Consider the following 19,574-nt stretch of genomic DNA (forward strand, 5'->3'; position numbering starts at 1 on the left):
CGCCACGAAGGGCGGCCGGAACAGGTCTGGTCCGCCGCCGGCCGGTCAGTCGGCGGCGGCGGCGGGCGCGGGGACCTCGGGGGTCACGCCGGGCCCGCAGTCGCAATCACTTGCCGGAGGCCGCTCCTCGCGGAGCTCCGCGATGGCGGCCTCGAAGTCTTCGAGTGAATCGAACGCCCGGTACACGGACGCGAAGCGCAGGTACGCGACGAGATCGAGTTCCTGCAGCGGGCCGAGTATGGCCAGTCCCACGTCGTGGGTCGTCAGCTCGGCGCTGCCGGTGGCGCGCACCGCCTCCTCGACCCGCTGGCCGAGCTTGGCGAGGGCGTCCTCGGTGACCGGTCGGCCCTGGCACGCCTTGCGCACGCCGGAAATGACCTTGGTGCGGCTGAAGGGCTCGGTCACTCCGCTGCGCTTGATCACCATCAGCGAGGCGGTCTCCACCGTCGTGAAACGGCGGGAGCAGTCGGGGCACTGGCGGCGCCTGCGGATCGAGGTCCCGTCGTCGGTGGTGCGACTGTCGACGACACGGCTGTCCGGGTGCCTGCAGAAGGGACAGTGCATGGAACCCAACCCTCCCTCGCAGTACGACTGAATAGCCTCGCCGGCCCCACCCGGGGCCCTTCGAAGCAGCCACCAGCATAGGCGATGGCCGAACTCCCGGCGGACCAGGGACCACAACTTGTGGGCGGCCTCGGCCATGCAACCACTAGATCTGGGGTCCGGGCGCGTTTTCACTCTCCGCGCGTGTCGCGCTCCACACGGGTGACGACAGGCGGACGACACGCGGGGAACCGCGCCCGGGCACCCCCTGACCGAGCGCGAAGGCTACCGTAATGGCCCGAATTGCCTTTCGACTCGAAATGGCCCTTCATACACCCCGTCGCGTATTCCGGTAAAGCATTCTGCGCTTTTTCACTCGAACGTGTGTTTGGCGCAACCTTTCGAAAGCAACTACCGTTGTCCAGCCAGGGAGAGAACATCTCGAGAGGGGCCGACGTGACCACGACCGCTGACAGTGCAACTATCGCTGCCCAGGACCGCTCCCAGAGCCGACTCGAGCCGGTGCATGCCATGAATGAAGCAGCAGCCACACACTCCGAGGGCTCCAAGCCCTCACGCTCGCTGCCCGGCCGGCCTCCAGGAATCCGGGCGGACAGTTCCGGCCTCACCGATCGGCAACGACGAGTCATCGAGGTCATCAGGGACTCGGTGCAACGGCGAGGATACCCCCCGTCCATGCGCGAGATCGGTCAGGCGGTGGGCCTCTCCAGTACCTCTTCCGTGGCTCATCAGCTGATGGCTCTCGAACGCAAGGGGTTCCTGCGCCGTGACCCGCACCGCCCCCGGGCGTACGAGGTGCGGGGCTCGGACCAGCCCAGCACTCAGCCCACCGACACGGCCGGCAAGCCCGCCGCGTCCTACGTCCCCCTCGTCGGCCGGATCGCGGCGGGCGGCCCGATCCTCGCCGAGGAGTCGGTGGAGGACGTCTTCCCGCTCCCCCGGCAGCTCGTGGGGGACGGCGAGCTGTTCGTCCTCAAGGTCGTCGGCGACTCGATGATCGAAGCGGCGATCTGTGACGGCGACTGGGTGACGGTACGCCGCCAGCCGGTCGCCGAGAACGGTGACATCGTGGCCGCGATGCTGGACGGCGAGGCAACGGTGAAGCGGTTCAAGCGCGAGGACGGCCAGGTGTGGCTGCTGCCGCACAACGCCGCCTACCAGCCGATCCCCGGCGACGAAGCGACCATTCTCGGCAAGGTCGTGGCGGTGCTGCGGCGGGTGTGACACCTCGCGGTCAAAGACCGGGCCCCTGGAACCCACTGCGCCGGTTCCGGGGGCCTGCTGCTTTTACGGCCTCTACGACTTTCAGATCTTCACGCCCGAACCGCCGCCGCTACTTCCCCTCGGCCTCGGCCGCGGCGTTGATCGCGGCGAGCGAGCGACGTACCTGATTGCGATCCGTGGTGTACCAGAAGTCCGGCAGGGACGCCCGCAGGTAACTGCCGTAACGCGCATTGGCCAGCCTCGGGTCGAGTACGGCGACGACACCGCGATCCCCCGTGGCCCGCACGAGCCGTCCCGCGCCCTGGGCCATCAGCAGCGCCGCGTGCGTCGCCGCGACGGCCATGAAACCGTTGCCCCCGGCTTCCTCGACCGCCTTCTGCCGCGCGCTCATCAGCGGGTCGTCGGGGCGGGGGAACGGGATCCGGTCCATGACGACGAGCTGGCAGCTCGGTCCGGGCACATCGACGCCCTGCCAGAGAGACAGCGTGCCGAAGAGGCAGGTCTCCGGATCGGCCGCGAAGGACTTGATCAGCTCACCGAGCGTTTCCTCACCCTGGAGCAGGATGGGCATGCCGAGCCGGCCGCGCAGCTCCTCGGCCGCCGCTTTGGCGGCCCGCATGGAGGAGAAAAGGCCCAGCGTGCGCCCTCCGGCGGCCTCGATCAGCTCGGCGAGTTCGTCCATCATGTCGCCCCGCGCCCCCTCGCGGCCCGGCGTGGCCAGCTGCCGGGCGACGTACAGAATGCCCTGCTTCGGGTAGTCGAAGGGCGAGCCGACGTCGAGCCCCTTCCAGACCGGGACGTCTTCCCCCTCCGTACCCTCCGGGGACAGGCCGAGCGAGGCACCCACACCGTTGAAGTCGCCGCCGAGCTTGAGGGTGGCGGAGGTCAGGACGACGGAGCGCTCGCTGAAGAGCTTCTCGCGCAGCAGCCCCGACACGGAGAGCGGGGCGACGCGCAGGGAGGCCCCGTAACGGTCGTGCCGCTCGAACCAGACGACGTCGTACTCGGAACCGTTGGCGATCCGCTCGGCGACGCCGTGAATGCTCTCGACGGCCGCGAGCGCCTGCTTGCGGACGGCGTCCTCGTCCTGGACGGACTTGTCCCGGGTCGAGCCGATGGCCGAGATGACGTTACGAGCGGCGTCACGCAGTGCCATGAGCGCGTACCCGAGGTCTTCCGGGACCTCTTCGAGACGTCCGGGGAGCGCGAGCTCCATCAGCCGCTCGAAGGACTCCGCGGCCGTCTGGAGGGCGTCGGCGACCTTCTCGTCGACGAGCTTGGCCGCACGGCGGACGGCCCGGTTGACCTGCCCGGGACTGAGCTCGCCGGTCGCGACGCCGGTCACCCGTGAGACCAGTTCGTGCGCCTCGTCGACGATCAGCACCTCGTGCTGCGGGAGCACGGGCGCGCCCTCGATGGCGTCGATGGCGAGGAGGGCGTGGTTGGTCACGACGACATCGGCGAGCTTGGCGCGCTCGCGGGCCGCCTCCGCGAAGCATTCCGCTCCGTAGGCGCATTTCGACGCGCCGAGGCATTCGCGGGAGGAGACGGACACCTGGCCCCAGGCGCGGTCGGAGACACCGGGGGTGAGGTCGTCGCGGTCGCCCGTCTCGGTCTCGTCCGCCCAGTCGCGCATGCGCAGCAGGTCCTGGCCGAGCTTGCTGGTGGGGGCCGCGGCCTCGAACTGGTCGAAGAGGCCGTCCTCCTCTTCCTGCGGTACGCCCTCGTGGAGCCGGTGCAGGCAGAGGTAGTTCGAGCGCCCCTTGAGCATGGCGAACTCGGGGCGCCTGCGCAGCAGCGGATGCAGCGCCTCGACCGTACGCGGAAGATCACGCTCCACGAGCTGGCGCTGCAGGGCCAGGGTCGCCGTCGCCACCACGACGCGCTCGCCGTGTGCCAGGGCCGGCACCAGATAGCCGAGGGACTTTCCGGTGCCGGTGCCGGCCTGGACGAGCAGGTGGGCATTGTCGTCGATGGCTTCGGCCACGGCCTCGGTCATGGTGACCTGGCCTGGCCGCTCCGTGCCGCCGACGGCAGTGACCGCGGCGTGGAGGAGCTCGGGGAGTGAGGGCTTCGTCATAGCTCCACCAGCCTACGGGGCACCACTGACACCCCGGGCCCACACCGGGATCACCACCGGCGAGCTCATCAGGACAGGTGGAGGGGGTTGGGGACGGTGCCGTGCACCGCGGCGTGCGGGCGGCCGGGACGGTCACGGTAGCCGTCGAGGTGCAGACGGTTGCGGTTGAGGCAGAGGCGCTCGATCCGCGGGACGAGCAGGTCGAAGATCTCGTAACGGTCCTTGAGCTCGGGGAAGCGTGCCTGGTGCCGCAGGATTTCGGCCCGTACGAGTGACCAGAAGTCGCTCTCCGGAACACCCAGTTGCTCCTCGCAGAGAGGCGCCAGATAGCGGAACACGCCGACGAACAGACCGGAATGGATGAACTGCGTGAGGAAGGCCGGAGGCTCGGTGAGGAGGATCTCGCGCACGTCGCCGGGCATGGAGTCGTGTTCGGGCAGCCTCTGCGCGCTGACGTTCACGTCGTCGACGAAGTCCTTGATGGCGAGGCGCACCGGGATGTCGTGGTCGTCGAAGACGACGATGGCGTTCTCGCCGTGCGGGGAGAAGACGGTGCCGTAGCGGTACAGGAAGTGCAGCAGCGGGGGCAGCAGGGCGGTGAAGAGCCGCTTGAGCCAGGCGGTGGGGGTGAGACCCGAGCGGGCGACGAGCTCCGCGGTGAAGGCGCGGCCTTCGGGATCCGTGTAGAGCAGTGAGGCCAGCGTGCGGGCGCGCTCTCCCGGCGCGAGGCGGCCGGTGAGCGGCTCGCGCCAGATGGCACCCAGCAGTTCCTTGTACTGGTACGGGACTTCGGGCAGTCCGTCGTACAGGGGGTGCGCGACCGCGACGGAGGCGACCTCTCCGAGGAGGATCACTTTGCACTCGTCGCGCAGGAAGGGGTCGGCGTCGCGCAGCCCGTGCACCCAGGCGGTGACGGCGGGCGCCGCCAGGGTCCGCTCGGTGGGCAGTCCTCGCCAGACCAGCGTGTTGAGGACGGCGAGCGGCAGCTTGACCGTGTGCCGGTCGGGGCGGGTCGTGTTGAGGAAGGTGCGGATGGACTGCTGCGGCAGCCGTACGTCGCCGTCGGTGGGGAGCGGCACGATGGCGCCCTGTGCGACGGCGGGCGCGAAGAGCGGCAGGACCACTTCCTCCCACTGCCAGGGGTGTACGGGCAGGTAGAGGTACCGCGCGGGATCCAGGCCGCGGGCACGGAGCGCGGCGGCGAACGACTCGCGGGTGGGGGCGTCGAGTTCGCGTGCGTAGAGGTGCTCCGGTGTGGCGAGTAAGGGGACTCCGCGGTAGCCCGCGAGGTCGGTGCTGACCGCGATCCAGGGGAGCGCTGCCGGTGTACGGGCTTCGGGGGCCCAGCGGGCGGCGTCGCCGGCGGAGAAACCGAGGCGCCCCTTGTTGAGCACGAGCCAGGGGTGGCCGGTCTGGTGCCCTTCGAGTTCCGCGTATCCGAGGTCGGCGAGGAGCGACGCGGACAGGGCGGTGTGACCGAGGCGGGCGTCGGCGGCGAGGGTGGCGCTCAGCTCGCGGATGAGGTGGCCGAGGGTGGCGCCGTCGAGGGCGAGGAGGCGGCGGGCGAGGACGAGGAAGCGGAGGGGGTCGCCGAAGGGGCGGCCTGTGGCGTCGGTGGCGTGGTCGCGGAGTTCGATCGTGTCGGGGTCGACGCGCCAGCTGCCGTAGGCGCCGCGGCCGGCCCGGAAGGAGAGGATTCCGCCGTCGTCGAGCAGGAGGGTGTGGCGGTCGCCGGCTGGTTGCGGAAGCGGCTCGACGATCTCCTCGTACGCGAACTCACCGAGCATCTTGGCGAGGAGGCGGCGGGCTGCCAGGTCCCAGGTGCCGGGGTTCAGTTCGGGCGGAGCGAGCAGCGGAAGCGGATCCTCGACATCATGGGCGGCGGGTTTCGGCACGGGGACTCCTCGGAGTGGAACCTATTCGGGAGGAACGGTGTATGAGAAGCAGCGGGTGGTTCACAGCAGGTTTCGCAGGGTGCGTTCACGGACCATGAGTGCGGCTCGCTTGTCGGGGAGGTCGAGTTCGGCGGAGAAGCGGAAGCCGGCCCGGAGGAAGGCCGAGACGGAGGGGGTGTTGCGGAGGTCCGGTTCGGCGACGACCCGCGCACAGGCGGGACGGCTGTCGAGTACGAGGTCGGCGACGGCTCTGAGAAGGGTGGTGCCGAGACCGCGGCCGCGGTCCGCGACGCCGCCGACGAGGAGGTGGATCCCGGTGTCGTGCGGGCGGGCCGGGTAGTGACGGGCCAGCGGGTCGAGGTCGGCGCGGTAGATCTCCCAGTAGCTCATGGGTACGCCGCCCAGTACGCCGAGACAGGGCGCGCTGCGGCCGTCGCCGTCGAGCTGGGGACGCAGGTGGGCGGCGGTCACCTCGTGCGGTCCTTCGAGTTCCCAGAAGGCGGCGACGGCCGGGTCGTTCATCCACCGGCTGATGAGCGGCAGGTCCCGTTCGATGCGTACGGGAACGAGCTGGAAGACGCCGGCGGGGGTGGTGACGGGGCCCCAGTCGGCGGGGGTGTCGAGGAGGTCGCCGCCGACGGCCCGGGGGCCGGCCACCGGGCCGTCGTCACCGAACAGCGCGACGAGCTCGTCGGACAGCCGCAGGTCCAGGGTGTCCTCGGTGCCGGATCCGGCGCGGGGAGCGGAGTTGGTTCCTGCGTCGGTGCTCGCATCGGGGGGAGGCACGGCGACGCTCCTCTCAGCAGTTCGGGTGGGCGCGTTCCTTCAGGTGCGAAGGGGGTTGGCGATGGTGACGTAGACGGACTGGGTGTCGACCGGGCCTTCGAGCTCGTCGAGGCCGTGCAGCCGGGTGAGCAGGTTGGCCTTGCAGCGGAGGCTGGGGGTCTCCAGGAGTTGTGCGGGCAGCGGGGAGCCGAGGGCGGTGTTCTTCCCGAGGAACTGGCGGAACGCGGCGATCAGGACGCGTTCGTCGGCCAGCCGCTGGGCGCCGAACGCTCCGATCAGACCGAAGACGTTGTTGATGCCGAGGTAGTAGGCGAAGCGTTCGTCGGTGACGGCGTCCGTGACGAAGGTGTCGCTGGTGGCGCCGATGCCGGGGAGACGGCGTTCGAGGCCGGCGCGGTGGGATTCACGGAAGTAGTAGCCCTGGTTGTCGCGGTAGCGGCCGCCGACGGGCCAGCCGTCGGGGTTGAGGAGGACCAGGGTGTTCTGCTGGTGGGCTTCCAGGGCGATCCCTGCCGTGCCGTCCAGCCAGAGCACCGGGCGTACGACGTGGTCGAGGTAGCGCAGGAACCACTCGGCGGCGACGGCCGCGGTGGGGCGGCCGGTGCGGGCGGCGAGCCGGGCGACGACGTCGGCGAGGCGGGATTGCATGCCGGCCCGGCCGGGCCAGGGCCTCGGAGCGGTGAGGCCCGCGATGCAGACGGCGTCGTCGCCGGGGCCGAACGGGTTGTGGCGCAGCAGGGCGTCGAAGCCCGGAACCGGTTCGCCGTCCGCCGTGTCCACGGCGAGCCAGGCCGGGTCGCGGACGATGTCGAAGCCGGGGTGGACGGACTGCCATTCCTCGGCCAGTCCGCCGCGCAGCAGCCGGTGGACCTCGACACCGCGGTGGAGTTCCTTGCGGAGGTTCTCACGACGGGAGTTGGTGATGCGTACGCCGAGCGAAAGTTTGAGCATGGCGGACGCACCGGGGCGGTGCACGGTGCGGACGGAGGAGGTGGGGTGCCACCGGGCGCCATGAGGGCCGAGGTCGTGGAGGAGACCTTGCTCAAGGAGCGCCATGACGGCGGGCCGGTGCTTGAGCTCGCGGGCCTGCCAGGGGTGGAGGGGCAGGGGGACCGTGTGGTCGGGCAGTCGAAGGCCGTCGGCCAGCCGGACGGTGAGCTGCTCGACGGGGACGGTGCGGCCGCGTTCGGTCCAGGCGGAGTCCCCCGCGAGTACGGACCGGTCGACACCCATCCAGTGGAGCGGAAAGGAGCCGTGCAGCTCGGGTGAGTACAGGAGCGCTTCCGCGTCGGAGAGCCCTTCGCGGCTCTTGGGGGTGGGGTGCAGCGGATGCCCGAGGAGAAGGGACTGCTCCGCGCTGAGGAACAGGTCCGCCTCTTCGGCGGGGCCGGGGCTCCGGCGGCGGGCGGTGATGAACCCGGCGGTGCGCCGCACCGAGTCGGCGACCCGGCCGACCAGGTCCGCCCCTTCGCGCTGCCCCGCCTCGCGGCCCAGGAGGGCGGCGACCGTGACGGCGTCGGCGGGCGGCGCGCCCTGCGGCCCGCCTTCCAGGACCGGCATGCCGAAGCGGTGCCATCCGGTGGCCGACCAGTAGCGGACGGGAACGAGCAGTGCGGTACCGCTGGCACCCAGCGGGATGCGCAGGACCGGTCCGAGGGGCTCGGTGATGCCGTTCTCCCGGATCCAGCAGCGCAGCAGGTTCTCGACGGCTGCCGCCTCCGCCGCCGCATGCGGGTCGGGGTGGTCGAGGAGGTCCGCGTCCGCGGTCTGCGGGTGTGCGCCGGGCCCCGGCGTGCGCTGCCCCCCGTGGGCGCTGCCCTTCTGCCGGGGCACCTTGGCCTCGTCGGCCATGAGGCGGCCGCGCGTACCGCTCTGTCCTCGGTCGTGGGCGGTGGGACGGTCTTCGGCCTCGGACGCATCGGATGCGGGAGTGGGGTTCACGGGGGTCTTCCTTGGGACGAGGTCCGGGGGTCAGTGCGAGAGCCCGGTCTGTTGCCGGGGGTACGGGGAGCGCTCGGCGGCCGACAGGGCGTCGGCCAGGCGGTCGAGGACCGCCGTGGCCTGTTCATCGGTGAGGGTGAGAGGAGGCAGCAGACGTACGACGCCGGCGTGACGGCCGCCGAGTTCGACGATGAGTCCGCGTTCCAGGCACTCCTGCTGGACGGCGGCGGCCAGAGCGGGCGCCGCCGGGGGAGCCCCCGTGGACGTACGGTCTCCGGCATCGGGGTCGACGAGTTCGACGCCGATCATCAGCCCCCGGCCGCGTACGTTCCCGATGCAGGGATGGTCGGCGGCCAGCCCCTGCAACTGGCCCGTCATGCGTGCGCCGAGCACGGCGGCGCGGTCGGCGAGCCGGTTCTCGCGTACGTACGCCAGGGTGGCGGCGCCCGCCGCCATGGCGAGCTGGTTGCCGCGGAACGTACCGGCGTGGGCACCGGGCTCCCATACGTCGAGGTCGGACCGGTAGACCACGACGGCCAGCGGAAGGCTGCCGCCGATGGCCTTGGACATGACCATCACATCGGGCACGACGCCACTGTGCTCGACCGCCCAGAAGGCACCGGTCCTGCCGACCCCGGTCTGCACCTCGTCGGCGATCAGCGGAATGGAGCGGTCCGCCGTGATCGTGCGCATGCGCCGCATCCAGTCGTCCGGCGCGGGGATCACGCCGCCCTCCCCCTGCACCGGTTCGAGGATCATCCCGGCCGGGGACGGCACTCCGCCCTTCGGGTCGTCGAGGAGGTTCTCGGTCCAGCGGGCGGAGAGTTCGGCGCCGCGCTCGCCGCCCACCCCGAAGGGGCACCGGTAGTCGTACGGGTAGGGCAGGCGCGTCACCCGTACGTCCTGCGCCCCGCCCGAGGCGTCGAAGGCGCCCGCCGTCATGCCGTGGTACGCCCCGGTGAAGGACAGCAGTCCGCTGCGGCCGGTGGCGGTGCGTACGAGCTTGAGCGCGGCCTCGACCGCGTCCGTACCCGCGGGGCCGCAGAACTGCACCCGCGCGTTGTCGGCGAGTCCGCGCGGCAGGGTCGCGAACAGCTCGGTGATGAACGCGTCCTTGACGGGGGTCGCGAGGTCCAGCACATGGAGCGGGGCCCCCGAGTCGAGGACCTTCTTGATCGCTTCCAGGACCACGGGATGGTTGTGCCCGAGCGCCAGGGTCCCGGCACCCGAGAGGCAGTCGAGATACCGGCGCCCGTCCGCCCCCTCGATCGTCAGCCCGCGCGCCCGTACGGGAACGATGGGCAGGGACCGCGCGTAGGTGCGCGCCGCCGATTCACGCAGTGACTGGCGGCGGAGGATTCCCTCGTGCGCGGCAGTCGGCACCGCAGCGGCAGGTTCGGTCACGGCCACGTCTGTCGGTCCTCCCGCGGTGAAGGTTCTGTCGCGGTTCTCCGCAGGTCCGTTGCCCGCCGGCGCTGAACACCGGCCCTGCGTTCCCCGTACGTACCAACGACAGTGCCGCCGGGGGATCACGGGCAATCAGAAGATCCTTACGTCGGGGGAACCGCGGCCCTGCCTCGTGCCGTCTCCCACGGCACCGGCATAGTGGGGTCCGCACGCCGGCCCCGGAGCTCCGCCGTCGGGGCGAGCGGCACGTGCAGAGAGTTCGCCGAAGAAGATTTCGAAGTCCCAGGGGGATCACGACATGCGACCCATTCGCCCGACCTTCGCAGCACGTGGCGGGAGGAGCGCGCGTCGCCGAACCTCCCCCGTACTGGCCGCAGTCGGGCTCACCACCGCCCTCGCCCTGACCGCCACCGCCTGCGGACCGGGCGAGGACAACGCGGGCGGCGAGCCGAGCGCCTCCGCCGGCCGGACCGCCGACGGCAAGATCGTCATTCCCGACCACCTGAAGGACGAGCTCAAGAAGCACGGCGTCGACCTGGACAAGTGGAAGGACGGCGCCTGGAAGGACTGGAGCAAGGACGACTGGCTCCGCGAGGCCGAGGACTACATCAACCCGATCATCGAGGACCTCTGGGACCCGGACCGGATGCGGGACGCGGAGCAGCCGGACAGGCCGGTGGGCAACGACATCTCCGGCGACGAGGGGGTCACCGACCCGACGCCCGCGCCCGTCGAGGCCCAGCCCTTGAGGACTCCGTACACCACGAGCGCCCCCGAGGCCGGGAAGCTCTTCTTCGACGGGCCCGAGGGCTCGATGGTCTGTTCCGCGACCGTCATCCAGGACTCGGCGCATCCCGGCAAGTCCAACATGGTGTGGACCGCCGGCCACTGCGTGCACGCGGGCAAGAAGGGCGGCTGGTACCGCAACATCGCCTTCGTCCCGTCGTACAACAGCACCGGCAAGTCGGCCGCCGAGATCGGTGGCGCGTCCCAGGACGAGATCACCCCGCACGGTGTGTGGTGGGGCGACTGGGCGCAGACGTCCGACCAGTGGATCGCCCAGGGCGGCCCCACCGGCGGCGAAGGCGCCCCGTACGACTTCGCCGTCCTGCACGTCACCCCGGAGAAGGGCGGCGGCAAGTCCCTGGAGGAGACGGTCGGTTCGGCCCTCCCGGTGGAGTTCGACGCACCGGCCGCGCCGGACATCGCGAGCATCACGGCGACCGGCTACCCGGCCGCCCCGCCCTTCGACGGCCAGAAGCAGCTCGAGTGCGCCGACAAGCCGGGCCGTCTGTCCATCAAGGCCGGTGACCCGACGATGTACCGCATCGGCTGCACCATGACCGGTGGTTCCTCCGGCGGTGGCTGGACGGCTCCCGGCCGGGACGGCAGGCCCGCGCTGGTCTCCAACACCTCGATCGGTCCGGTGACCGCCGGCTGGCTGGCCGGTCCTCGCCTGGGCGAGGAGGCCAAGGGGATCTACACCTCGGTGAGCAGGAAGTTCGCCAACCGGTAGGTCCTCCCCGGGCGCGGCCCCACGCGTTGCCCGCGCAGCCCGAAGGCCCGCCCCCTCGTCGTGAGGGGGCGGGCCTTCGGCTTGCTCCGTGCGGTGTTCCCGTACGTGCTGTCTTGCCGTACGACCGTGCTGCGGGCCGTCCGCGGTCAGTGAGCCACCGGCACGTACGGCGCCAGGTCGGCCGCCAGCTCCTCGTGCACCCGCACCTTGATGAGCGTGCCCTCCCCGGTGTGCTCCTCGGAGATGACCTCGCCTTCGGCGTGTGCCCGCGAGACCAGCCCGCCCTGCGTGTACGGCACGAGTGCCTCGATCTCGACCTCGGGCCGGGGCAGCTCGGAGTCGATCAGCGCCAGCAGCTCCGCCATGCCCGCGCCCGTACGGGCCGACACCGCGATCGCGTGACGCTCGATGCGCAGCAGCCGCTGCAGGACGACCGGGTCCGCCGCGTCCGCCTTGTTGATCACCACGATCTCGGGCACGTCCAGCGCGCCGACGTCACGGATCACTTCGCGTACGGCCGCCAGCTGCTCCTCCGGCGCCGGGTGGGAACCGTCCACCACGTGCAGGATGAGGTCGGAGTCGCCGACCTCCTCCATGGTGGAGCGGAACGCCTCGACGAGGTGGTGCGGCAGGTGCCGTACGAATCCGACGGTGTCGGCGAGCGTGTAGACCCGCCCGGTGGGTGTCTCCGCGCGGCGCACGGTCGGGTCGAGGGTGGCGAACAGCGCGTTCTCCACCAGCACGCCCGCGCCCGTCAGGCGGTTGAGCAGCGAGGACTTCCCTGCGTTGGTGTATCCGGCGATCGCGACCGAAGGCACCTTGTTGCGCTTGCGCTCCTGGCGCTTGATGTCGCGGCCGGTCTTCATCTCCGCGATCTCCCGGCGCATCTTCGCCATCTTCTCGCGGATCCGGCGCCGGTCGGTCTCGATCTTGGTCTCACCGGGTCCACGGGTGGCCATACCGCCGCCACCGCCGGAACCGGCGCCGCCCATCTGCCGGGACAGCGACTGACCCCAGCCGCGCAGTCGCGGCAGCATGTACTGCATCTGCGCGAGCGCGACCTGCGCCTTGCCCTCCCGGGACTTGGCGTGCTGGGCGAAGATGTCCAGGATCAGGGCGGTGCGGTCGACCACCTTCACCTTGACGACGTCTTCGAGGTGGATGAGCTGGCCGGGGCTGAGCTCACCGTCGCAGACGACGGTGTCGGCTCCGGTCTCGAGCACGATGTCACGCAGTTCGACGGCCTTGCCCGAACCGATGTAGGTGGCCGGGTCCGGCTTGTCGCGGCGCTGCACGACGCCGTCGAGCACCAGGGCGCCCGCGGTCTCCGCGAGAGCCGCCAGCTCGGCCAGCGAGTTCTCGGCGTCCTGCACGGTGCCGGAGGTCCAGACGCCGACCAGCACCACACGCTCCAGGCGCAGCTGCCGGTACTCGACCTCGGTGACGTCTTCGAGCTCGGTGGAGAGGCCGGCCACCCGTCGGAGCGCCGCACGGTCCGAGCGCTCGTACTGGTCGCCGTCCCGCTCCCCGTCGACTTCGTGGCTCCAGGCGACGTCCTCTTCCATCAGGGCATCGGCCCGAAGGCTCTCGGTCAGGTTCTCCGTGAAGCTCTGTGCGTCCTTGGAAGCGGAAGAAGAGGAGGTCATTGGATCCTTACGTCGTTAGAAGCTGGAAAGCAGGCTGTACCGATCACAACGCGTCACGTGCCCGGAAGATTCCCGAAGTGTCAGGGGCCCCGTCCCGGCTGCGCCGCCGGCCCGTCGCGCCGGCCCGTCGATAGTGGCACGGGGCGGCCCGGGCCGTCACTCCGGTTTATCCCCGCTCCGCCAGTCGGACTGCCCGGGCATCGCCGGCGTCTTCTTCCCGTACAGCCACGCGTGGAAGAAACCGGACAGATCCCGCCCCGCGATCCGCGAGGCGAGGCCCGTGAAGTCGTCGGTCGTCGCGGTGGCGTCCCGGTGGTCCCGCACCCACCGCCGCTCCAGCTCCTCGAAGGCGTCCTCACCGATCTCCTGGCGCAGTGCGTACAGCACCAGTGCGCTGCCGTCGTAGACGACCGGTCTGAAGAGGCTGACCTTCTGTCCCGGTGTGGGGGTGCGGGGAGCGGCGGGCGGGCCGCCCTGTTCCCGCCACCCGTCCGACTGCGCGTACGCCTCGCGCATCCTCGCCTCCAGCGACTGCTCGGCGTGTTCCTCGGCGTACCGCGCCTCGTACCAGGAGGCGTGTCCTTCGTTCAGCCACAGGTCGGACCAGGAGCGCGGCGAGACGCTGTTGCCGAACCACTGGTGCGCCAGTTCGTGCACCATGATCGAGTCGACGTACCACTCGGGCAGTTCGGAGCGGGTGAACAGGGAGCGCTCGAAGAGCGACAGCGTCTGTGTCTCCAGCTGGAATCCCGTCTCCGCGTCGGCGACGAGCATCCCGTACGTCTCGAAGGGGTAGCGGCCGACCTGCCGCTCCATCCACTCCAGGTGCGCCGGCGTCTTCTTCAGCCACGGTTCGAGCCGCGCGCGTTCCGCGGTGGGCACGACATCGCGTACGGGCAGCCCGTGCGGCCCGGTCCTGTGCACGACGGTCGACCGGCCGACGGAGACCTGGGCGAGCTCGGTCGCCATGGGGTGGCTGGTCCGGTACGACCAGGTGGTGACGCCCTCCGCCGTGTTCCCGGGGGTCTCGGGGGTCTCGGGCTTCCCCACCGGCAGTCCGTTGGTGACCGCCGTCATGCCCTGGGGCACGGTGACACGGAAGGTGAAGAGCGCCTTGTCGGCGGGGTGGTCGTTGCACGGGAAGACGCGGTGCGCCGCGTCGGCCTGGTTCGCCATCGCCAGGCCGTCCCGGGTGCGCACCCAGCCGCTGTCCTCGCGCCCCTTCGGGTCGGGATCGCTGGTGTGCCGGACGGTGATCCGCACCGGCCGCCCCTTGAACACCGGCTCCGCGGGCGTGACGACCAGGTCCTCCTCCGCCGTCGCGAACGTGGCGCGTTCGCCGTTCACCTCGACCGATCCGACGGTCCCGTGTGCGAAGTCGAGATTGATCCGGTCGAGCCGCTGGGTGGCCGTCGCGTCGATCTTCGTGACGGCGTCCAGTGGTTTCCTGTTGCTTCCGCGGTACGTGAAGGAGATGTCGTACGCGAGGACGTCGTACCCGGGGTTGCCCAGGTGGGGAAAGAGCGGATCGCCGATCCCGAGGGCCACGGGCGGCGCGGGGGCGGGGAGCGTCGCGGCGACGAGGGTGGCCGACGCGGCGGCCAGCAGGGCGGCACGCAGGCGCCGGGAGGTGAGCAGCATGACCTACCGCTACCAGCGCCCGCCGCGCGTACCGTGTCCGCACACGCCGCTCCACTCGAAAGAGCGGCTGGTTCGGTCAAGCGGTGGCGGGGTGCTGGGCGCGGCTCACGTCGTACACGCCGGGTACCTCGCGCATCGCGCGCATGAGCGCGGGAAGCTTCGCGGCATCGGGGAGCTGGAGGGTGTACGTGTGCCGTACGCGCTGCTCGCTCGGCGGTTCCACGGTGGCCGAGACGACCGCCGCGCCCGCGGTGGCGATGGCCTCGGTGAGATCGGCGAGGAGCCGCGGACGCCCGAAGGACTCGGCGACCAGGGTGACCCGGCAGTCCCCCGTGGCCAGCCAGCGCACGCCCACCGGTTCCCGTCCGCGCGCCCGCATCCGGACCGCCGCGGGACACGCCTCGCGGTGCACGGTGACGACACCGCCGCGTACGGCGAAGCCGGTGACGGCGTCGGGCGGTACGGGCGTACAGCAGCCGGCGAGCCGCACGGTCGCGTCCGGGAGGTCCACGAGGGCGTTCCCGGCGCTCCTGGGCAGCAGGCTGCCGGTGGCGGCTGCCTCAGGGACGGCCTCCGGCCTGGGCGTCGGCGTCCGGCCTCCCGGGGCGGGTGGATCGTCCTGCGGAGGGGCGGAGAACCAGCGGGTGATGGCGATCCGCGCGGCGGGCGTGCGGGCGTGGTCGAGCCACTCGGGCGAGGGCCCCGAGCCGATGTCGTGGGCGAGGAGCAGCTGCACCGTGTCACCGTCGCTCAGCACCGTGCTGAGGGTCGCCAGCCGACCGTTGACCCGGGCGCCGATGCAGCGGTGCGCCGCCTCGCCGTGCTGGGCGTACGCGGCGTCCACGCAGCTCGCGCCGGCCGGCAGCCCCAGCGCGGCGCCGTCCGGGCGGAACACGGTGATCTCCCGGTCCTGCGCGAGGTCCGCGCGCAGCGACGTCCAGAAGGTGTCGGGGTCGGGCGTGGACTCCTGCCACTCCAGCAGCCGGGAGAGCCAGCCGGGCCTGGTGGGGTCCGCGCGCTCGCCCTCGACGGCGGGCTCGGCGCCGTCGGTCGGCGCGTACGGGTTGCCCAGGGCGACGACGCCCGCCTCCGCCACCTTGTGCATCCGGTGCGTACGGATGAGGACTTCGGCCACCTCGCCGTCCGGGCGCGCGACGGCGGTGTGCAGTGACTGGTAGAGGTTGAACTTGGGCGCCGCGATGAAGTCCTTGAACTCGGAGATCACCGGTGTGAAGCAGGTGTGCAGCTCGCCCAGTACGCCGTAGCAGTCGGCGTCCTCCGTGACGAGCACCAGCAGCCGTCCGAAGTCCGTGCCGCGCAGTTCGCCGCGTTTGAGCCTGGTCCGGTGGACGGAGACGAAGTGGCGGGGTCTGACGAGAACCTCGGCGGCCAGGCCGGCTTCCCGCAGCACCTTCCTGACCTCTTCCGCGATCGCCTCCAGCGGGTCCCCCGCAGTGGCGTCCGCCGCGATGAGGGCGCGCGTGTGCGCGTACTCCTCGGGGTGGAGGATCGCGAAGACCAGGTCCTCCAGTTCGGTCTTGAGCGCCTGCACGCCGAGCCGTTCGGCGAGGGGGATCAGGACGTCCCGGGTGACCTTGGCGATCCGGGCCTGCTTCTCGGGGCGCATCACGGTGAGGGTGCGCATGTTGTGCAGCCGGTCGGCGAGCTTGATCGACATGACCCGGACGTCGTTGCCGGTGGCGACGAGCATCTTGCGGAAGGTCTCGGGTTCCGCGGCGGCCCCGTAGTCGACCTTCTCCAGTTTCGTCACACCGTCGACGAGGAAACAGACCTCCTCGCCGAACCCCGTGCGGACCTGATCGAGCGTCACGTCGGTGTCCTCGACGGTGTCGTGCAGGAGCGCCGCGGTCAACGTGGTGGTCTCGGCGCCGAGTTCGGCGAGGATCAGCGTCACGGCGAGCGGATGGGTGATGTACGGCTCGCCGCTCTTGCGCATCTGTCCGCGGTGCGACGACTCGGCGAGTACGTACGCCCTGTGCAGGATGGAGAGGTCGGCGTCCGGATGGTGGGCGCGGTGGGCGTCCGCGACGTGGCCGATCGCGTCGGGCAGCCGGTCCCGCGACGCGGGACCGAGCAGGGCGACACGGCCGAGTCTGCGGAGGTCCAGTCTGGTGCGGCCACGCCTGCGGCTGGTGGCTCCTGGGTGGGCGGCCTCTGCACTCATGGGGGACCTCCGGCAGCGTCGACCGGCGGTGGACGGGTGGGCCCGCGTCCCGGCCGGTGCTTGATGCTACCGAGCCCACCACGCCCCGCTGTCCCGCTCTCGCTCAGCGTGAACCGGATCACCCATTCGAGCGAAGCTCGGTGCGGCGGCCGTTTCCTGGCGGTCCTACGGGGCCGGAGCGATCCAGTGCGGGTCGACGGTGCCCTCGGCGACGATCACGGCGGGCCCCGTCATCTCGACGGCTCCGTCGGGCCGCTCGGTGATCGTCAGACGCCCGCCGGGGAGGTCGACGATGTACGTCACGGGCTCGCCGGTGACGGCGGGATCGGCGCCGTCCCTGCGGGCCGCGGCGACGGCCACGGCGCACGCGCCCGTACCGCAGGAGCGCGTCTCGCCCGAGCCGCGCTCGTGCACGCGCATCGCGACGTGGCGCGGGCCGCGGTCGACGACGAACTCGACGTTGACGCCCTCCGGGTAGGCGGAGGCGGGGCTGAAGGACGGGGCGGTGAACAGGTCGCCGGCGTGGTCCAGGTCGTCGACGAAGGCGACGGCGTGCGGGTTGCCCATGTTCACGTTGCGGGCGGGCCATTCGCGGGCCCCCACCGAGACCGCGACGTCGCCCTCGGGGAGGAGGGCCCGGCCCATGGAGACGGTGATGTCGCCGCCGGCGTCCGCCTTGGCGACGTGCACCCGCTTGACGCCGCCGCGGGTGGCGACGGCCAGGTCGCCCTCGCCGACGAGGCCCGCGTGCCGGAGGTAGCGGGCGAAGACGCGGACGCCGTTGCCGCACATCTCGGCGATCGAGCCGTCGGCGTTGCGGTAGTCCATGAACCACTCGGCCGTTTCGGCCGCCGCACGCGCTTCGGGGTGCGCGGCGGACCGTACGACGTGCAGCAGGCCGTCACCGCCGATGCCGGCCCTGCGGTCGCACAGTTTCGCGACGAGGGACGGGGGCAGGTCGATGCGGTTGTCCGGGTCGGGGACGATCACGAAGTCGTTCTCGGTCCCGTGGCCCTTGAGGAAGGCGATCGGCGGGTTGCTCACGGCGACCATCGTACGGGGCGGGTACGACAGGCGGTCAGCGGAGACGGGCCACGCGCCAGACGGCCAGCGCGACCAGGCCGGCGCCCACGACGACGTACAGGGCGATCACCCGCCAGTCGGGGCGCCTGCCCGAATCCCTGGACGGCAGACCGGGCCAGGTGTGTCCCACGCGGCGGGCGGCCATCATGCCCCAGCCCGCGGCGCAGCAGCTGATCAGCAGTCCCAGCATGGCGACGACCGCTCCGCCGTCGCCGAACTCGAAGGCCAGGGGGAAGGCGAACATCAGGGAGCCCAGGGCGGCGAGTCCCACGATCGGCGCGAGCTGCCAGATCCGCAGGCGCCGCTGCGGGCGCAGCTCGACCTCGACCTCGGGCCCCGTCCCCGCCCCGGGCGCCACACCCTGGTCGTCGGGCCCGTCGGGGCTCAAGTCGGGCCCGTCGGGGCTCAAACGGTCCGGATCTTCCTGTGCTGTGTCACGAGGGCCGGCTTCCATCGCCACGCGCCCTCCCAACTTGGACTCCACCGGTCGATCGAAACTTGATGATGGCACGGGCCCGGGCACCGGAATGACGGGCGGAGCGTCCCGATGCCATCACGTGATCAGGCTGTAACCGCTCGTTCGACCAATGCCAGCGCCCGCCGCGGGAGTTCCGCGCGGTCCTCGGCCGCGCCGCTCAGCCAGTGCACCCGCGGATCCCGGCGGAACCACGAGTCCTGGCGGCGCGCGAAGCGCTTGGTGGCGCGCACGGTCTCGGCGCGTGCCTCCTCCTCGGTGCACTCCCCCGCCAGCGCGGCCAGTACCTGCTGGTACCCCAGGGCGCGAGCGGCCGTACGCCCCTCCCGGAGCCCCCGCGCCTCCAGGGTGCGCACCTCGTCCACGAGCCCCGCCTCCCACATGCGGTCGACGCGCGCCGCGATGCGCTCGTCGAGCTCGGGGCGGCCGACGTCGACGCCGATCTGGACGGTGTCGTACACCGGGTCGGGACCCGGGAGATTGGCCGTGAACGGCTTGCCGGTGATTTCGATCACTTCGAGCGCGCGGACGATGCGCCGGCCGTTGCTCGGCAGGATCGCGCGTCCCGCGTCGGGGTCGGCAGCGGCGAGGCGCGCGTGCAGGGCGCCCGGCCCCCGCAGCTCCAGTTCCTCCTCCAGCCGGGCCCGTACCGCCGGGTCGGTGCCGGGGAATTCGAGTGCGTCGACGGCCCCTCGCACGTAGAGCCCCGAGCCGCCGACGAGGACGGGTGCACGGCCGTCGGCGAGAAGCCGGTCGATCTCCGCGCGGGCGAGCCTCTGGTACTCGGCGACACTGGCCGCCTCGGTCACGTCCCAGATGTCGAGGAGGTGGTGCGGGATCCCGCCGCGCTCCCCGGGCGTCAGTTTGGCGGTGCCGATGTCCATCCCCCGGTAGAGCTGCATGGAGTCGGCGTTGACGACTTCCCCGCCGAAATGCCGGGCGAGGGCGACGCCCAGATCGGACTTTCCGGCTGCCGTGGGGCCGACAACGGCGATGACCCGCGGTGCGGGAGCTGCAGTTCTCACTGTCCCAGTCTCGCAAACCCCGCGGCGCCTCCCCGAACGAGTTACGTGACGGCACGCGGCCGGGTTCGTTTCCTGTTGCGAGGTTCCGACCGCCGGTTTACGGACC

The 19,574-nt window shown here is 71.5% G+C and carries 14 protein-coding genes; 2 read left to right on the forward strand and 12 right to left on the reverse strand.

Annotation, left to right across the window (positions count from 1 at the left end):
- Window positions 1–45: 45 nt before the first annotated feature.
- Window positions 46–564 carry a transcriptional regulator NrdR gene (gene nrdR, locus ABD374_RS03720; protein WP_344490513.1) on the reverse strand — a complete coding sequence of 173 codons (519 nt, stop codon included), beginning with the start codon at window positions 562–564 and terminating at the stop codon, window positions 46–48.
- A gap of 435 nt (window positions 565–999) precedes the next feature.
- On the opposite strand from nrdR, the gene lexA reads away from it, so the two are divergent.
- Complete coding sequence (gene lexA, locus ABD374_RS03725; RefSeq protein WP_344490516.1) at window positions 1,000–1,788, forward strand: transcriptional repressor LexA; 789 nt, start codon at window positions 1,000–1,002, stop codon at window positions 1,786–1,788.
- A gap of 109 nt (window positions 1,789–1,897) precedes the next feature.
- On the opposite strand, the gene ABD374_RS03730 is transcribed toward lexA, so the two are convergent.
- The 5 genes from ABD374_RS03730 to ABD374_RS03750 all read right to left on the reverse strand — a co-directional run bounded on the left by ABD374_RS03730 (window position 1,898) and on the right by ABD374_RS03750 (window position 9,900).
- On the reverse strand, window positions 1,898–3,868 hold the full coding sequence (locus ABD374_RS03730) for an ATP-dependent DNA helicase (RefSeq protein WP_344490519.1): 1,971 nt from the start codon (window positions 3,866–3,868) through the stop codon (window positions 1,898–1,900).
- A 68-nt stretch (window positions 3,869–3,936) separates the two neighbouring features.
- Complete coding sequence (locus tag ABD374_RS03735; RefSeq protein WP_344490522.1) at window positions 3,937–5,763, reverse strand: IucA/IucC family protein; 1,827 nt, start codon at window positions 5,761–5,763, stop codon at window positions 3,937–3,939.
- A 60-nt stretch (window positions 5,764–5,823) separates the two neighbouring features.
- On the reverse strand, window positions 5,824–6,549 hold the full coding sequence (locus ABD374_RS03740) for a GNAT family N-acetyltransferase (protein WP_344490525.1): 726 nt from the start codon (window positions 6,547–6,549) through the stop codon (window positions 5,824–5,826).
- A gap of 39 nt (window positions 6,550–6,588) precedes the next feature.
- The gene (locus ABD374_RS03745; protein WP_344490528.1) at window positions 6,589–8,490 is read right to left on the reverse strand and encodes an IucA/IucC family protein; all 1,902 of its coding nucleotides are present in this window, start codon (window positions 8,488–8,490) and stop codon (window positions 6,589–6,591) included.
- Between the two features lie 30 nt (window positions 8,491–8,520).
- Window positions 8,521–9,900, reverse strand: a complete 1,380-nt coding sequence (locus ABD374_RS03750; protein WP_344490531.1) for a diaminobutyrate--2-oxoglutarate transaminase family protein — start codon at window positions 9,898–9,900, stop codon at window positions 8,521–8,523.
- A 295-nt stretch (window positions 9,901–10,195) separates the two neighbouring features.
- Between ABD374_RS03750 and ABD374_RS03755 the strand changes: the two genes are divergently transcribed.
- Entirely contained in the window at window positions 10,196–11,413 is a 1,218-nt protein-coding gene (locus ABD374_RS03755; protein ID WP_344490534.1) for a trypsin-like serine peptidase, read from the forward strand.
- Between the two features lie 146 nt (window positions 11,414–11,559).
- Here the strand turns inward: ABD374_RS03755 and hflX are convergent, their stop codons facing one another.
- The 6 genes from hflX to miaA form a co-directional block, all read right to left on the reverse strand.
- Complete coding sequence (gene hflX, locus ABD374_RS03760; protein WP_344490537.1) at window positions 11,560–13,059, reverse strand: GTPase HflX; 1,500 nt, start codon at window positions 13,057–13,059, stop codon at window positions 11,560–11,562.
- Between the two features lie 156 nt (window positions 13,060–13,215).
- Window positions 13,216–14,700, reverse strand: coding sequence for a M1 family metallopeptidase (locus ABD374_RS03765; protein ID WP_344490540.1), 1,485 nt, complete (start codon window positions 14,698–14,700; stop codon window positions 13,216–13,218).
- A gap of 76 nt (window positions 14,701–14,776) precedes the next feature.
- On the reverse strand, window positions 14,777–16,885 hold the full coding sequence (locus ABD374_RS03770) for a RelA/SpoT family protein (protein ID WP_344490542.1): 2,109 nt from the start codon (window positions 16,883–16,885) through the stop codon (window positions 14,777–14,779).
- A 165-nt stretch (window positions 16,886–17,050) separates the two neighbouring features.
- Entirely contained in the window at window positions 17,051–17,929 is an 879-nt protein-coding gene (gene dapF / locus ABD374_RS03775; protein ID WP_344490546.1) for a diaminopimelate epimerase, read from the reverse strand.
- 34 nt (window positions 17,930–17,963) lie between these two features.
- The gene (locus ABD374_RS03780) at window positions 17,964–18,422 is read right to left on the reverse strand and encodes a hypothetical protein (protein ID WP_344490680.1); all 459 of its coding nucleotides are present in this window, start codon (window positions 18,420–18,422) and stop codon (window positions 17,964–17,966) included.
- A gap of 107 nt (window positions 18,423–18,529) precedes the next feature.
- The gene (gene miaA, locus ABD374_RS03785; protein ID WP_344490549.1) at window positions 18,530–19,468 is read right to left on the reverse strand and encodes a tRNA (adenosine(37)-N6)-dimethylallyltransferase MiaA; all 939 of its coding nucleotides are present in this window, start codon (window positions 19,466–19,468) and stop codon (window positions 18,530–18,532) included.
- Between the last annotated feature and the right edge of the window lie 106 nt (window positions 19,469–19,574).

This window comes from Streptomyces enissocaesilis (assembly GCF_039533765.1).
Classification (GTDB): Bacteria; Actinomycetota; Actinomycetes; order Streptomycetales; family Streptomycetaceae; genus Streptomyces; species Streptomyces enissocaesilis.

Bases quoted from the DNA above. Each gene is read 5' to 3' on its own strand.
- nrdR (WP_344490513.1), bottom strand. From the start codon at position 564: ATGCACTGTCCCTTCTGCAGGCACCCGGACAGCCGTGTCGTCGACAGT.
- ABD374_RS03730 (WP_344490519.1), bottom strand. From the start codon at position 3,868: ATGACGAAGCCCTCACTCCCCGAGCTCCTCCACGCCGCGGTCACTGCC.
- ABD374_RS03765 (WP_344490540.1), bottom strand. From the start codon at position 14,700: ATGCTGCTCACCTCCCGGCGCCTGCGTGCCGCCCTGCTGGCCGCCGCG.
- ABD374_RS03755 (WP_344490534.1), top strand. From the start codon at position 10,196: ATGCGACCCATTCGCCCGACCTTCGCAGCACGTGGCGGGAGGAGCGCG.
- hflX (WP_344490537.1), bottom strand. From the start codon at position 13,059: ATGACCTCCTCTTCTTCCGCTTCCAAGGACGCACAGAGCTTCACGGAG.
- ABD374_RS03780 (WP_344490680.1), bottom strand. From the start codon at position 18,422: ATGGAAGCCGGCCCTCGTGACACAGCACAGGAAGATCCGGACCGTTTG.
- ABD374_RS03770 (WP_344490542.1), bottom strand. From the start codon at position 16,885: ATGAGTGCAGAGGCCGCCCACCCAGGAGCCACCAGCCGCAGGCGTGGC.